15 protein-coding genes are annotated in these 13070 nt (G+C 60.8%); 6 read left to right on the forward strand and 9 right to left on the reverse strand.

All coding sequences use genetic code 11. The features are described 5' to 3' along the window. Positions 1–87: 87 nt before the first annotated feature. The 4 genes from A3EC_RS0109660 to A3EC_RS0109675 are packed head-to-tail and all read right to left on the reverse strand — an operon-like array spanning position 88 to position 3718. Positions 88–912: a Cof-type HAD-IIB family hydrolase gene (locus A3EC_RS0109660; protein WP_018024984.1), complete on the reverse strand. Its 825-nt coding sequence runs from the start codon at positions 910–912 to the stop codon at positions 88–90. A 5-nt stretch (positions 913–917) separates the two neighbouring features. Next, entirely contained in the window at positions 918–1796 is an 879-nt protein-coding gene (locus tag A3EC_RS0109665; RefSeq protein WP_018024985.1) for a lysophospholipid acyltransferase family protein, read from the reverse strand. Then, the gene (gene serS / locus A3EC_RS0109670) at positions 1793–3055 is read right to left on the reverse strand and encodes a serine--tRNA ligase (protein ID WP_018024986.1); all 1263 of its coding nucleotides are present in this window, start codon (positions 3053–3055) and stop codon (positions 1793–1795) included. Before serS ends, A3EC_RS0109665 begins: the two co-directional genes overlap by 4 nt. A 9-nt stretch (positions 3056–3064) precedes the next feature. Beyond that, entirely contained in the window at positions 3065–3718 is a 654-nt protein-coding gene (locus tag A3EC_RS0109675) for a LysE family transporter (RefSeq protein WP_018024987.1), read from the reverse strand. 147 nt (positions 3719–3865) lie between these two features. On the opposite strand from A3EC_RS0109675, the gene A3EC_RS0109680 reads away from it, so the two are divergent. From A3EC_RS0109680 to A3EC_RS12970, 3 genes are all read left to right on the forward strand, one after another. Then, entirely contained in the window at positions 3866–4957 is a 1092-nt protein-coding gene (locus tag A3EC_RS0109680) for a septum formation family protein (protein ID WP_018024988.1), read from the forward strand. 19 nt (positions 4958–4976) lie between these two features. Continuing rightward, on the forward strand, positions 4977–5324 hold the full coding sequence (locus tag A3EC_RS0109685; RefSeq protein ID WP_018024989.1) for a metallopeptidase family protein: 348 nt from the start codon (positions 4977–4979) through the stop codon (positions 5322–5324). A 199-nt stretch (positions 5325–5523) separates the two neighbouring features. After that, positions 5524–5688: a hypothetical protein gene (locus A3EC_RS12970; protein WP_156812922.1), complete on the forward strand. Its 165-nt coding sequence runs from the start codon at positions 5524–5526 to the stop codon at positions 5686–5688. Here A3EC_RS12970 and A3EC_RS0109695 read toward each other — a convergent pair. Then, complete coding sequence (locus tag A3EC_RS0109695) at positions 5685–6401, reverse strand: histidine phosphatase family protein (RefSeq protein WP_051061057.1); 717 nt, start codon at positions 6399–6401, stop codon at positions 5685–5687. The genes A3EC_RS12970 and A3EC_RS0109695 overlap by 4 nt on opposite strands. A 4-nt stretch (positions 6402–6405) precedes the next feature. Continuing rightward, positions 6406–7341, reverse strand: a complete 936-nt coding sequence (gene pheA, locus A3EC_RS0109700) for a prephenate dehydratase (protein WP_018024992.1) — start codon at positions 7339–7341, stop codon at positions 6406–6408. Positions 7342–7385: 44 nt separating this feature from the next. On the opposite strand from pheA, the gene A3EC_RS0109705 reads away from it, so the two are divergent. From A3EC_RS0109705 to A3EC_RS0109715, 3 genes are read left to right on the forward strand one after another with little or no spacing between them, the layout of a single operon-like run. After that, positions 7386–8675: an amidase family protein gene (locus A3EC_RS0109705; RefSeq protein ID WP_026162394.1), complete on the forward strand. Its 1290-nt coding sequence runs from the start codon at positions 7386–7388 to the stop codon at positions 8673–8675. Next, the gene (locus A3EC_RS0109710) at positions 8672–9430 is read left to right on the forward strand and encodes a CPBP family intramembrane glutamic endopeptidase (RefSeq protein ID WP_018024994.1); all 759 of its coding nucleotides are present in this window, start codon (positions 8672–8674) and stop codon (positions 9428–9430) included. Before A3EC_RS0109705 ends, A3EC_RS0109710 begins: the two co-directional genes overlap by 4 nt. Beyond that, positions 9427–10716: an LCP family protein gene (locus A3EC_RS0109715; RefSeq protein ID WP_018024995.1), complete on the forward strand. Its 1290-nt coding sequence runs from the start codon at positions 9427–9429 to the stop codon at positions 10714–10716. Before A3EC_RS0109710 ends, A3EC_RS0109715 begins: the two co-directional genes overlap by 4 nt. 21 nt (positions 10717–10737) lie before the next feature. Here the strand turns inward: A3EC_RS0109715 and A3EC_RS0109720 are convergent, their stop codons facing one another. From A3EC_RS0109720 to A3EC_RS0109730, 3 genes are read right to left on the reverse strand one after another with little or no spacing between them, the layout of a single operon-like run. Continuing rightward, the gene (locus A3EC_RS0109720; RefSeq protein ID WP_018024996.1) at positions 10738–11667 is read right to left on the reverse strand and encodes a DUF5926 family protein; all 930 of its coding nucleotides are present in this window, start codon (positions 11665–11667) and stop codon (positions 10738–10740) included. A gap of 5 nt (positions 11668–11672) precedes the next feature. After that, positions 11673–12407 (reverse strand): glycerophosphodiester phosphodiesterase, encoded by a 735-nt coding sequence (locus tag A3EC_RS12080; RefSeq protein WP_018024997.1) that lies wholly within the window; start codon positions 12405–12407, stop codon positions 11673–11675. A 53-nt stretch (positions 12408–12460) separates the two neighbouring features. Further along, positions 12461–13063 (reverse strand): hypothetical protein, encoded by a 603-nt coding sequence (locus A3EC_RS0109730; RefSeq protein WP_018024998.1) that lies wholly within the window; start codon positions 13061–13063, stop codon positions 12461–12463. Between the last annotated feature and the right edge of the window lie 7 nt (positions 13064–13070).

Here is a 13070-nt window from a genome sequence, read left to right on the forward strand (position 1 = left end):
ACAAACTGAACCCCCAGCACCTGCGGCGTGTGCTGGGGGTTCAGTGATTGGAAGCTCAGTTATTGAAATTCAGTGTGCGCAGGCGGTTTACAGCCAGCGTTCAATAACCCGGGCAACCCCAAAGTCACTATTGGCGGTGGTCACTTCATCGGCGACCGCCTTCACTGGCTCTGCAGCGTTTGCCATGGCGACACCCAAGCCACTCCACTGCAGCATCTCAATGTCATTCGGCATGTCCCCAAAAGCCACGGTCTGCTCGGCAGCGGCACCAATATTCTCGGCGAGGTCTTCCAGGCCCACCGACTTATTCACCCCAGGCAAGCACACTTCCAGCAACCCTTCCGAAATCGAATAGGTCACATGTGCCAGGTCCGCCGGAATAGCTGGAGCCACTCGTTCATACATCTGCGCCGAGTCCAGCATCTGGTTACGCAGCAATAGTTTCGTGGCTGGCACTGCCATCACATCATCTGCGGTCATCACACCGTGATCACTGGAGTCCCACACATGCGAGTAGTCCAGTTCGCAGACAAAAAGCTCAGCCGGGTCATCCCATGCGGTGGCACCAGCGCGTTCTGCTGCCACCTGCACCCCACCGAACTCAGCCAGCGCAGCATTAGCCAATTCCACCACTTGGTGCTGGTCATCAGTGGCTAGCGATCGGTGCTGCACAATTCGATCATTGGCAGCGTCATAAAGCACGGCGCCGTTCGCACAAACACACATCGGCGGGAACGGCAGTTGGGTGACCACCGGCGACACCCACCGCGCGGGCCGGCCGGTGGCGAGGCAAAACACTGCCCCGGCACGGACCACTTTGTCGATGGCGGCGCGCAGTCGCGGGGTGACGCGTTCGCGGTCATCGAGCAGGGTGCCGTCAATGTCGGAAGCAATCAGCAGCGGAGTGTTCATAGGAGCTACTTGCGGTCAGCGTCCTTATTTGCAGCCTTATTTGCGGCCTTCGCAGCTCGTTCCGCGGCGCGGCGCACCCGCTCTTCTTCGTCCATCTTGTTTGCTTCCGCCAACGTCGGGGCGCTACCGCCGAGCGAAGCTGGCATCCACGGCAAACCATCCGGGAACGGGCCGAAACGCTCAATGTAGTCCGCTTTGAGCTGCACATACATCTCGGACATCACTTTGTGCAGCTTCTCAGTGGTCGCCACGGCGTCCTCGGTCGCTTCAATTGGCTCGCCGACCCGCACCCACAGCGGATACTTCTTCCGCCCCAGGTGCTTTGGCCCGCCCTTGGTCCACACACGCTGCGACCCGAAGTTCACCATCGGAATCAGCGGCACACCAGCTTCATAGGCCATCCGCGCTGCCCCGGACTTGAAGTCCTTCAGCTCAAAACTGCGCGAGTGCGTCGCCTCAGGGAACACACCAACCAAACGACCAGCCTGCAGATCCTGCACCGCATGCAAGTAGGCATCGCGGCCAGCTTCCCGGTCAACCGGAATGTGCTTCATACCGCGCATCAGCGGACCAGAAATCTTCGAATCAAACACTGCCTTTTTCGCCATGAACCGCACCAAGCGGCGGCCCTGCAGGAAGGCAGGGACACCGTAGTAGATGAAGTCGAGGTAACCGTGGTGGTTACCGGCCAGCACTGCACCACCGGTCAGCGGAACATTTTCATTACCTTCAGAGATGAACTCGCCGCCTTGGAAACGGATCAGCCCCAGCGCGACATTAATCATCGACTGGTAAAAGGGCTCTTTCGCCTCGGCGTGTTTCACCGTCGGTCGAACATAGTCCACCGGCACCAGAAAGCCGACCTCTTTTCGGTACTGCGTCATCGAATGTATTCCATTCCCACAAACGGCTGCAGAGCTGCAGGAACGCGGACCGAACCGTCAGCCTGCTGGTGATTTTCCAGAATTGCGACCAACCAACGTGTCGTTGCCAGAGTACCGTTCAGCGTCGCAACTGGCTGGGTCTTGCCGTTTTCGTCGCGGTAGCGCACCCCCAGGCGGCGGCCCTGGAAGGTGGTGCAGTTCGAGGTGGAAGTCAGCTCACGGTAGGTGTTCTGCGTCGGCACCCACGCTTCGGTGTCAAACTTCCGAGCAGCGGAGGAACCGAGGTCGCCACCGGCCACGTCAATAATGCGGTACGGAACTTCAATGGCCGCGAGCATGTCACGTTCCATGTTCAGCAGACGTTGGTGCTGGTCCTCGGCATCTTCCGGCTTGCACCACACGAACATTTCGACCTTGTCGAACTGGTGGACACGCAGAATACCGCGGGTGTCCTTGCCGTAGGAGCCTGCTTCTCGACGGAAGCAAGACGACCATCCTGCGTAGGACAGTGGGCCCTCAGACAGGTCAACGATTTCATTGGCATGGTAGCCAGCCAGGGCCACTTCCGACGTACCGACTAGGTACTGGTCGTCGGCGCCGAGGTAGTAAATCTCATCGGAGTGTTCACCCAGGAAGCCGGTACCGGCCATCACTTCTGGGTTCACAATCACTGGGGTAATCATCAGCTCGAAGCCGTTAGCAACGGCCTTCTGTGCGGCCAGCTGCAGCATACCGAGCTGCAGCAGCGCGCCGGCACCCTTGAGGAAGTAGAACCGGGAACCGGAAACCTTCGCACCGCGTTCCATATCCAGAATGCCGAGGGATTCGCCCAGCTCCAGGTGGTCCTTTGGTTCGAAGTCGAACTTGGTTGGCTCACCAATGGTTTCTAGGACGATGAAGTCATCTTCGCCGCCAGCTGGTGCACCTTCCACAATGTTGGAAAGCTTCATCTGCAGGTCGTGAACTGCCTGTTCCGATTCCTTCTGAACTGCTTCAGCTTCCTTGACCTTCGCGGAAAGCTCCTGGCCCTTCGCCCGCAGCTCTGCCTTTTCCTCGTCGGAAGCAGTGCGCATGGCTTTACCCATGTCTTTGCTAAAGGTCTTCTGCTCGGCGCGCAGAGCGTCACCAGCAGCGATAGATTCGCGGCGGCGCTCATCAGCGGCCAGCAGTTCATCTACCAGCGCTGGGTTCTCGCCACGGGTGCGCTGGGATTCGCGCACAAGGTCAGGGTTTTCACGCAGAAGTTTCAGATCAATCACATTGCAAGCCTACCCCGCCAGCAATGACTTGATTCCCTCAAATTCCAACAGAAGTGCCACTCCGATAAACAGCACCCCTGCGACCGTGTCGATCCACGGTGTCAGCCGCAGGATGCGTCGCCGGACTGCGTTGGCACTGACCACCATCACAATGAGCGCGAAGAGCAACACATTCGACAGCCACAGCAAGAGCACCGTGATGCTGGTCATCCACCACGTGGTGGAGGTGGCGAAAAACGGTGCCAAAATCGACGCGAAAAACAGTACCGCTTTCGGGTTCGACAAATTCGTCAATAAGCCCAGGCGATAGGAATGCCCCAGGGTGCCCAACTGTCGTTCCATGGAGAGTTTGCCCATGTCGACGGAGGAGCGCAGCAGTTCGAGGCCATTGCGAAGCATGTGGTAGCCCATCCACAGCAGGAAGGCACCGCCGAGCACCTGGACACCTGCCAACAACGATGGATAGGCCTTCAACAGTGCGGACATGCCAGTGGCGGTCAGCACCAGCCATCCCACTAGGCCCGTACAAATACCAGCGACGACTGCAAAGCCGTGGCGGCGAGACATTGCGCCGGTGCGCAGAACCAGAAACATGTCTGGCCCTGGGGATACCGCAGCAACTGCGTTCAGAAGAATAATTGTGCCGATGACCTGCCAGATCACTTGGCCCGGTCGCTTTCTTGGGACGTAAGTTCACACATCACCGCGCTATTCTAACGCCGAAGTTGGCACTATAAATGCATCGGATAACTTGGGTGCTTTTCTCGGGTCGCTACCGTTCGCACCGTGCAAGGGGCATGATGGATAGCAATGGATAAGAAGGTTCGACCATGGCGCACCGCCATCCCGGTGCGCGTTGTGACGGTAGCGATGCTAGTCGGCGGGATGACAGCCGGCGTATTTGTCGATAGCAATGCCTCCCCGAATCAAACAGCGGAAGGCACCGACAACACTGCTGCGCCAACAGAAGTGACTCCATACACCGAGGCCGACACCGGCGACTGTGTCACATGGGACTTCGACAAAGAAGATGCCGTAGCCAACTTCCGAACCGTATCCTGCGACCGGCCGCACCGCTTCGAAGTAGCCGCCCGACTAGACCTTGCCGCCTACCCTGCCTCCGAGTTTGGCCCCGAAGCTGAGCCACCGAACCAAACCCGCCTAGCGGAACTACGCCGGGAACTATGCCAAGCCCCGACACTGAGCTACCTCGGTGGCCGCCTCGACGTCGCAGGCCGCTTCACCATCGCACCGATTCTGCCGCCAAGTGACGCATGGTCCAATGGTGACCGCACCTTGCTCTGCGGCATTCAGGCCCCAGATGCCTCCGGTAAAGCCACGGAGACCACTGGCGATGCCCACACGCAAGACCAAGCACGGGTGCTGAAAGCTGGCCAATGCCTCGTGGTTGATGAACGCGGCGCCATGAGCGAAGTGGACTGCAAGGAAGACCACATCATGGAAGTCACATCCGCGATTGACTTGGGGCAAACCTTCAAAAACACGACACCGTCTGTGGAAAAGCAAAACGACTATCTGGCGAAGAACTGCACTGCCGCGGCGGAGGAATACCTCGGCAATGAAGAAGCGCTCTATCAGTCCACTTTGATTCCATTCTGGACCACGATTGGTGCCGAATCGTGGGAAAACGGTGCGCGTAGTGTGAACTGCTACCTAATTAAGGACGATGGCAAGGGCGGTTTCTCTACGCTGAAGGGCTCGGCGAAGGACAAGTTCACGATCAATGGCAAACCGCCGGCGAAGCAACCGGAACGGCCACCACTGCGGGGCGAAGATGAAGAACCGCAGTCCGGTGCTGGCCCGAATGGTGGGCAGCCTGGTCAGGCGCCTGGTGGCGCCGACGGTGGTGGCGCTGACGGTGCGCCCGTGGCGGGCCAGTAGATAGCGTGCAGGTCAGGCCATGATTGAGGTCAGTGATGATCGTTTCGAAGAGCTCGTGGAAGCCGGGTTGGATCGCATTCCGCCGCAGCTGTTGCGTCGGATGGACAATGTCGCCATCATCATTTCCGACCGCCACCCCGACAGTCCCCACATCCTCGGCCTATATGAAGGGGTCGGTTTAACCGAACGCGCCGCAAACCACGCCGGTTTTCTGCCGGATGTCATCAGCATCTTCCGGGAGTCACTTTTTGACTATTGCAGTAGTGAGGAAGAGTTGGTGGAACAGGTGGCCGTCACCGTCATCCATGAAATTGGGCACCACTTTGGGCTTGATGACGATGAACTGCACCGTCTCGGTTGGGCCTGATTTCTCGCCGCGCCTGTCTCATTTCCGCCCCACAATGCCCGTTTTGCCCGTTCCAACACACCTTCGGCTGCAATGGTGACGTAGATCTCTGACGCGGGGCCTACTAGAAAACCGTCACGAAACCTAGCTTTAACAGGGGAAATAGGCCATACTAGGCGTTGTTCAACAAAAGCGAGTGAAACGGAAGGAGTTGTTGTTTGTGTTTGAATTCAATGTCACCTCACTGCACGAGTACCTGGTTTCCCAGGACCGCACTGACCGCACCATTGAATCTCTGACTGGTCGCATCAGCGACAATGTCAGCTACGAGGATCTGTCCCCACGGGAAATCCTTGGCGCCTTCGACGCCCTAGACGCTGCCTAACTTAACGGCACGTCTGTGGCGCCATCCCAGCTAGCAACTCGCCACCTGTGACCATTCGGTCCAGATTTCGGCTCGAGTACCACCATGCCGGTATTCGGTAGGGAATTAGTCAGCACCCACCGACCATCAACCCCGGCCAGCACATGACCCATCAGGCGAATCGCCGCACCATGTGCCACTACTACCGCATCCCGACCATGTTCTAGATATCGCGCCCGCATGGCAGCGAACGTCGGCTCGAAGCGGCCAATCACATCATCTAGCGACTCACCACCTGGCAGTTTCTTCTGCGTCTCACCACGCAGCCATTCCCACATATAACTGCCGAACTCCAAGTGCGCCTCCCGATCCCGGCGGCCCTCCAGCTCCCCGGCATCAACTTCTTTCAAACCTTTCATCACCAGCACGTTCTGGTCGGTGCGCACATGGCGGTGCATTTCTGAGATCGCCCACGTGCCGGTTTGTCGCGCCCGCAGCGCCTCGGATGTGGCCACCACACCAAGTCGGTCATGGTTCCACGCCAAAGTTTTACCCAATAGTCGGGCCTGCGAGATGCCTTGGTCAGTCAACGCGGCACCTGGCAGCGCCGTATCCAAAATCCGGCGGACATTGGAATGCGTTTGGCCGTGCCGCACCATAATCAGACGTCCGACATCACCGGCCTCCGGCAGTTGCGGGACTCGCGGCTGTTTCGCAGCAAAACTTCCGGTCATGGCATTAACCCCGCTTCCCATTCATGCGTGACGCCACCCAATCCTGGGCCTCCGAAATATCCGGCGGGCACGCATCCTGCAATTTCGCCCGAGACTCCGCTGGCCACGAACCCAAGAACCGCAGGTCCTGCACACGCCGGTACAGCGCCTGCAATGCTTCCGCCACAATCGGGTCAGCAATATGCCCACTGCAATCAATGTAGAAGCGATACACACCCAGTGCTTGGCGCGTTGGCCGTGATTCAATCCGAGTCAGGTCAATATCGCGGATGGAAAACTCCGTCATCGCCGTCACCAACGTTCCCGGCTCATTCGGCAACGTGAACGCCACCGATGTCCGATCTCGGCCAGTTGGCGCCGTCGGCACTGCCGGCTGTCCGACCAGGACAAAGCGGGTTCGTGCGCCGCGCACATCTGCGATGCCGGCTGCTAACGTCGCTAAGCCCAAAAGTTCTCCGGCACGCGCCGGGGCGGCCGCGGCATCAATCCGGCCCTCCGCCACGTCCACCGCAGCCGCCGCATTGGACGAGGCCGGAATCAAACGGGCATCGGGCACATTATTTTCCGCCCAGTCGCGGACCTGCTGCAGCCCCACCGGATGCGCTGACAGCGTCTGAATGTCGGCAAGCTCCGTGCCTTCGCGCACCAGAATGGAAAAGACGACATCAAGTTCAGTCTCCGCGAAAATCTGCAGCTCCGGGCCGGTACACAGCGCATCAAATGCCGCGGTCACCGGACCATCAACACTATTTTCAATAGCAATGCAGGCGAAGCACACCTCACCCTGGCGCACCATCGCCAGCGCCTCCATCGGCGATGATGCCGGCACCGCCTCCAATTCATCTGCCGGCGCAATAATGTCCGGGTGGTTCGCGGCAAGCTGCAGCAACGCCGCTTCCGTAAAGGTTCCAGCGGGGCCGAGGTAACTGACTTTGACCATGTGTACAGCCTAACCAACCCGCCAGACACTAGCCTGGGGTAATCATGACTTCGTCTGCCCCCTCCCCTCATTCGTCGGTCCGTCAGCTGGTCAGCGCGGTGCATGCCGGTGCGGATTTGCCGTGGCTGGACACCGCGGGCCTACCCGGGCTGCAGGTTGCGACCCCAGAGCTCGCCGCACAACAGCAAGAAGCGTTGCGTGCCCGGCGCGCTGTCACCCCACCTGCCGACGCTGCCGCTGACCTGCCCTTGGCGGGCTTGCCGATGCTGGTCAAAGACCTCTTCCCCATCGAGGGGGTTCCCTGCAGCTACGGCTCAGTCCATTTAGAGCACCTCCCGGCCGCCACCAGCCCGGTGGTGCAGTCCCTCATCGACCGCGGCGCCATTGTCTTCGGCACCACTGCGACCTCCGAAATGGGGATGACCGCCTACACCGAACCAGTCGGCATGCCCGCACCCGACAACCCCATCCGCCCAGGCCACACGCCTGGTGGGTCCTCTGGTGGCGCCGCCGTCGCCGTGGCATCCGGCGCAGTTGCCGCAGCCCTAGCCTCCGACGGTGGTGGCTCCATCCGCGTACCCGCAGCTGCCTGTGGCGTCGTCGGTTTCAAACCAGCCCACGACACGTCCGGTGGCCGTTTCGCCACCGATGGCTTCATTACCCGCACCGTCGACGATGCCGCCGCCATGCATGGGTTCCGGCTACCGGAATGTTCAGCGTTCGATATGCGCGGCGTCCCCGTGGGCTTAATGACGGAAGGGTTACACGCTGACGTTGCAGTGCAATCACAGTGGCGGACTGCTGCCGTACGCTGCGCCGATGTGCTCTCGAATGCGGGCGCGGAGATTGTGGAAGTGACGGCGCCCTACGGGCCAGACGTGTTCGACGTGTTCCGTGACCTCATGGCCCGGCGCGCCGCAACTTTGCCGGACGCACAGTATTCGGCGGTGACGACGTGGCTGCGGGAATCTGCACAGGCGGTGCCACCGGAGCGGGCCGCAGAAGCCCTTGCGGTGCTCGGGGCGTTGCCGCAGCGAGTGCAGCGAGCATGGCCGATGGCAATGGTCATTACGCCGACGCTGGCGTTTGATCCGCCGCCGATTGGGCATTTCTCGTCGATGGCACCGCCAGACGACTTCAATGCCCAGACCCAGTGGACCCCGTGGAATACCTTGTGGAACCTCACTGGTTTTGCGTCCGTGGCAGTGCCCGTGCGGGCAGAACATGTTGGTGCGGCCGGGGCACCCCCAGTATCCGTGCAGCTCGGGGCGATTTCCGCAAGCCAGCCACAACTGCTTGCCGCCGCCCAGTTCGTCGAGGCGCACTTGTCATGACCAGCACCGTCCTGCCGCCAGCACCGCCCCGCATCCGCGTCGAGATTGCCCTCGTCCTTGCCATCACGTTTGGCGCATCTGGGGCGCGGGCCATCGCCCGGATCATTGACGGCCTGCTCGCCGACCTAGGCCTATCCGAGCAAGCTGTCACGCTGAACAAGAACCTGGCGAATACCGCGTGGCTGGACTTCGCGCTGCAGCTCATTGGCGCTGGTGTGCTCATCGCATGGGGATTGCTTGCGTGGTATCTCCTTGATGCGTCGAAAGTTACCGACATTCCTGGCCGTCCTCGCCTCGTCGACTGGGGTTGGGGTGCGGTCCTCGCCGCAGTCATCGGGCTGCCGGGCCTGGCGTGGTACTTGGGATCGGTGGCCCTGAACGTCAATAAGCAGGTCATCCCAGTTGATGCCGAGCAGACCTGGTGGATGGCCGCGGCGCTGCTGGTGTGGGCGTTCGCCAATGCATTCGCGGAGGAAATGGTGGTTGTGGCGTACTTTGCGACGCGGCTGCAGCAACTTGCGTGGGCACCGGCAGCGATCATTGCGGCATCGGCGCTGCTGCGCGGGTCGTATCACCTGTACCAGGGCATTGGCGGCGGGCTCGGCAATGTGGCGATGGGTGTGCTGTTCGCGGTGGTGTGGCTGCGCTGGCGGAAAATTTGGCCACTCGTGGTGGCGCATTTCCTCATTGATGCGGTCGTGTTCCTCGGCTACCCATTAGTTTCTCAGTTTTTACCGCTACCCTCTAGTGCATGAGTTTTCATGACCCCCGGCACAGCGACGACAACGACCAATGGGCCCGCAAGGCTAATGGCGAGATCATCGTTGACCGGTTTGGTCGACCAGTGCGGCGGAACCCAGCCGCTCACCGGGAGGTGGCGGCCCACCGAGATGTAGCCGCTCACCGAGATGCAGCGCACGATGAAACACGCCTGGATGCGCCACACGGCAAGGCCTACATGCGTGAGCTACCACCGGAATACCGCCAGGCACCGGCGCAGGGCTACAGCCAGGCCCAGGGTTACGGCCAGCCAGGTTATGGCCAGCCGCCGCGCCCCACGGCTCAGCCCTACCGCGGCCCACGGCCAGAGCGCTATGCCACTGAAGAGCCACCGCGTCGGCCCCGCAAACAACGCCGTCGTCGTCGCCGCCCGAAGTTTGGTCGCATCTTCGGTGCATTTGTACTGCTTCTGGTCATTGTGCTGGCCGCGGTCACTGTATGGGCGGATACGAAGCTAGCCCGAGTCGATGCCATGCCGGAGCAGCATGTGTCGAATACTGCCGGCACCAACTGGCTGCTCGTCGGTTCGGATTCCCGCGCGGGCTTGAGCGAAAAAGAACAAGCTGACCTGGTCACCGGCGGCGATGGCGGCTCCCAGCGCACTGACACCATCATGCTGCTGCATATCCCAAATGGTGGCCAAGCACGCCTAGTGTCCCTGCCCCGCGACTCCTTCGTCGACATCCCCGGCTACGGCCAGAACAAAATCAACGCAGCCTATTCCTTCGGTGGCGCGCCCCTGCTCGTCGAAACCGTCGAGGCAAACACCGGCCTGCGGATTGACCACTATGCTGAAATTGGGTTCGGCGGGTTTTCGAAGCTTGTTGACGTTGTGGGCGATGTGACGCTGTGCCCAAAGGAGCCGATTTCTGATCCGCTCATTGGGCTGGAACTGCAAGCGGGCTGCCAGAAAATGGATGGTCCAACGGCGCTGAAATATGTGCGCACCCGTAATACGCCACTTGGGGACTTTGACCGCGTGGAACGGCAACGGGAATTTGTCTCCGCAATTGTGCAGAAAACATCGTCACCGGCGACGCTGCTCAACCCCTTTAAGGCAGTGCCACTGCTGACCACTGGTTTGGAGCTATTCGAAGTCGATAAGGGTGACCACATTTGGCACCTTGCGCGGGTGGCGCTAGCGGTAGGTCGCGGCCCGAAAACGGAGACCGTGCCCAATGGTGGCAGCATGGACTCCGGTGTCGGGTCGATTGTGCTGTGGGATGACAGCACCACGGCCTTCTTCAATGAGATGAAATAGCCGTGGCGCGGGCTTGGCCAGCTAGTTAATGGTGACCTGGCGGGAGCGAATCGTGTCGCGGGACTTACGCTCTTCCGCAGTCAGCGGCTCGGTCGCATTCAAAGCAGCTGCCAGGCGCTTATCCAGGTCAGCAAGCTCCTCACCGTAGGTATCAAAACCGCGGGTTCGGTCCAAGTCCCACACCGGCACCAACACGCCCTGAGTACGGAAGACACCAGCGAACTTCGTGCCTTCGCCCAGGGTCAGACCGTCGGCAGCGTGAACGCGGGCCAATCCGTCAAAAAGCTTCGATTCGGCCTCGGTACGAATCCACCGGAAGTGTGCCCGGGTGGTGGTGTCAATCCACCAGATGGCGCCCGGCAGGTCCGCATCGACGCGGTGCGACTCCATAATCGTCTCGTCTGCCTGACGGATATTAGCCTCAGCCTGCGGGTTTGCCGCCAAGCCGCCTGGGAGCCACCACTCGAAAGACTTCTCCGACTGCGCCTTTTCCGCGCCGGTCAGCAGCTCGGACAGCGCTGGGGCTGCCAGATCCGCGCCTTCACCAGACACAGTCGACTCCAGCACCGAGCCGGCTGGTGCGGATGCAGCCCACGCCAGTGCTTTCGCCAAGTCCTGCTGTGGGTTCGGGGAACGGTCGCGGGTCTGCATAGCGACGAACGCTTCGCCGCCGTGGTCAGCGTCGCGGGTCAGTGCGGCGGCAGCACCCGGCAGCAAAGTCACAATGGTGACGTTGCGGTCCGCTCCGGCTACCTGCACCTTCATGGTGCCGTTCGGGACGAACTCCCGGAAAGCAACCAAATCTGCTTCCATCGGCAGGTCGGCAAACGGGCGGGCCACACCAGTGGCGGCAGCACGTTCAGCGGCGCGGGCAGCAAGCTTCGCCTGGCGGCGGCTCATACCTGCAGGGACATTGTCATTCTGGGCGTTTTTGCGGTTCTTCTTTGACACGAGGGTTAGCTTACCCGGCGCACCACATCAGTTTGTGCCTCCAACCATGCCCGCGCCTGGCCCGGAAAATCCGTCGCCATCCAGGTCACGCCAAGGTCCAAGCTGCGGCGCACTTCCTTCTCCCAGTTCGCCGTCCAGGTGTAGACCGGGTGCGCGTTATCCGGGAAGAGCAGTTTCAGGCGGCCAAGCTCCCCGACCTGCGGCCCGAGCGACGTCGGCCGCGCAATTGCCGCCAGCTGCCGAGTTTTCCGGGTCTGCCCATTGGCCCACAGGTAGGTGCGATCCAGGTGTGGCAGTCGCAGCGCCACTCGGGCAAGCGACAACGGCGAAAAACTCATCACGTGGATGCGGTCGGAGGCAGCCAACCCGAAGTGCGTCAGTTCCCGGGCCAATTGCTTTTCGACGGCACCGCCCCGCCGTGTCGGGTGCTTCGTCTCAATGAAAAAGTCGAGGTGCTGGTTCGCTTCGACGAGTTCGAGCAGTGTGCGCAACTGGAGGACTTGTTGGCCGTTTCCGAAGTCGTAGCGCTGTAGCTGCGCGAGCGTCATGCTGGAGACCGCGCCGGTGCCATCACTGACTCGGTCAATGCGTCGGTCATGGACGCACACGAGGTGGTTGTCGGCGGTCAGGCGGATGTCGCATTCGAATCCGTCGGCGCCTTGGTCGAGGGCGAGCTCATATGCGGCCAGGGTGTGTTCGGGTTGCTCACCTGAGGCACCACGGTGCGCAATAATCTGCATGGGTCAACTGTCTCCTGCTTGCCACAAGGTGGGATGTGGATCGGAGAACATTGTCACTCTACTTCGCTCAGTTCGCATTCGGAGCGCGGCAACACAATCTTTCGGCGGATGCTACGCAGCTGGGCCAGCGGCTGCGTGAACGCCAAGGCGAGGTGCCGCAGGGCGACGGAGTACGCGGCAAACGCGATGGTGAGCATGAGGCTGAGCAGTACGACGCTGCTCGCCAGCTTCAAGGTCAGCGTCATTGGCATAACGAAGAAGGCCACCGCTAGCCAGAGCGCCCACGTGGCAATCCGCAGCTGCCGCCGATCAAGTTCGAGGCTGGCGAAGAACGTTGTTGGTGCCACCAAATTCCATACCGGAAGGTAAAACCCCAGATAGAGCTGCCAGTGTGGGCGGTCGAGGTTCGGCGCGAATTGCGCGGTCCATGTGGCAAGGCGAACTAACGGGATGAGTTGCAGCAGCAGGAACATCCAGACCACAACCAGCTGGAAAACTCCCACGATGGTGTAGTCCAGTGGGTAGACCGTCACGGCGAAGGTTCGGTTGAGCCAGAGGTCCACCACGGTGGCAATCCCCATCAGGCCGTACAACACTGCTAGCCACCGGGCGGCACGCGCCCAAGTGGTCAGGAAGTCGGCGGGGAAAGGTTTCACACCGCCA

The organism is Corynebacterium ulceribovis DSM 45146 (assembly GCF_000372445.1).
Lineage (GTDB): Bacteria > Actinomycetota > Actinomycetes > Mycobacteriales > Mycobacteriaceae > Corynebacterium > Corynebacterium ulceribovis.

What these genes read in the sequence shown, in the direction of transcription:
- A3EC_RS0109680 (WP_018024988.1), top strand. Translation starts at nt 3,866, where the DNA reads ATGGATAAGAAGGTTCGACCATGGCGCACCGCCATCCCGGTGCGCGTT.
- A3EC_RS0109665 (WP_018024985.1), bottom strand. Translation starts at nt 1,796, where the DNA reads ATGACGCAGTACCGAAAAGAGGTCGGCTTTCTGGTGCCGGTGGACTAT.
- A3EC_RS12080 (WP_018024997.1), bottom strand. Translation starts at nt 12,407, where the DNA reads ATGCAGATTATTGCGCACCGTGGTGCCTCAGGTGAGCAACCCGAACAC.
- A3EC_RS0109695 (WP_051061057.1), bottom strand. Translation starts at nt 6,401, where the DNA reads ATGACCGGAAGTTTTGCTGCGAAACAGCCGCGAGTCCCGCAACTGCCG.
- A3EC_RS0109715 (WP_018024995.1), top strand. Translation starts at nt 9,427, where the DNA reads ATGAGTTTTCATGACCCCCGGCACAGCGACGACAACGACCAATGGGCC.
- A3EC_RS0109685 (WP_018024989.1), top strand. Translation starts at nt 4,977, where the DNA reads ATGATTGAGGTCAGTGATGATCGTTTCGAAGAGCTCGTGGAAGCCGGG.
- pheA (WP_018024992.1), bottom strand. Translation starts at nt 7,341, where the DNA reads ATGGTCAAAGTCAGTTACCTCGGCCCCGCTGGAACCTTTACGGAAGCG.
- A3EC_RS0109705 (WP_026162394.1), top strand. Translation starts at nt 7,386, where the DNA reads ATGACTTCGTCTGCCCCCTCCCCTCATTCGTCGGTCCGTCAGCTGGTC.
- A3EC_RS0109660 (WP_018024984.1), bottom strand. Translation starts at nt 912, where the DNA reads ATGAACACTCCGCTGCTGATTGCTTCCGACATTGACGGCACCCTGCTC.
- A3EC_RS0109710 (WP_018024994.1), top strand. Translation starts at nt 8,672, where the DNA reads ATGACCAGCACCGTCCTGCCGCCAGCACCGCCCCGCATCCGCGTCGAG.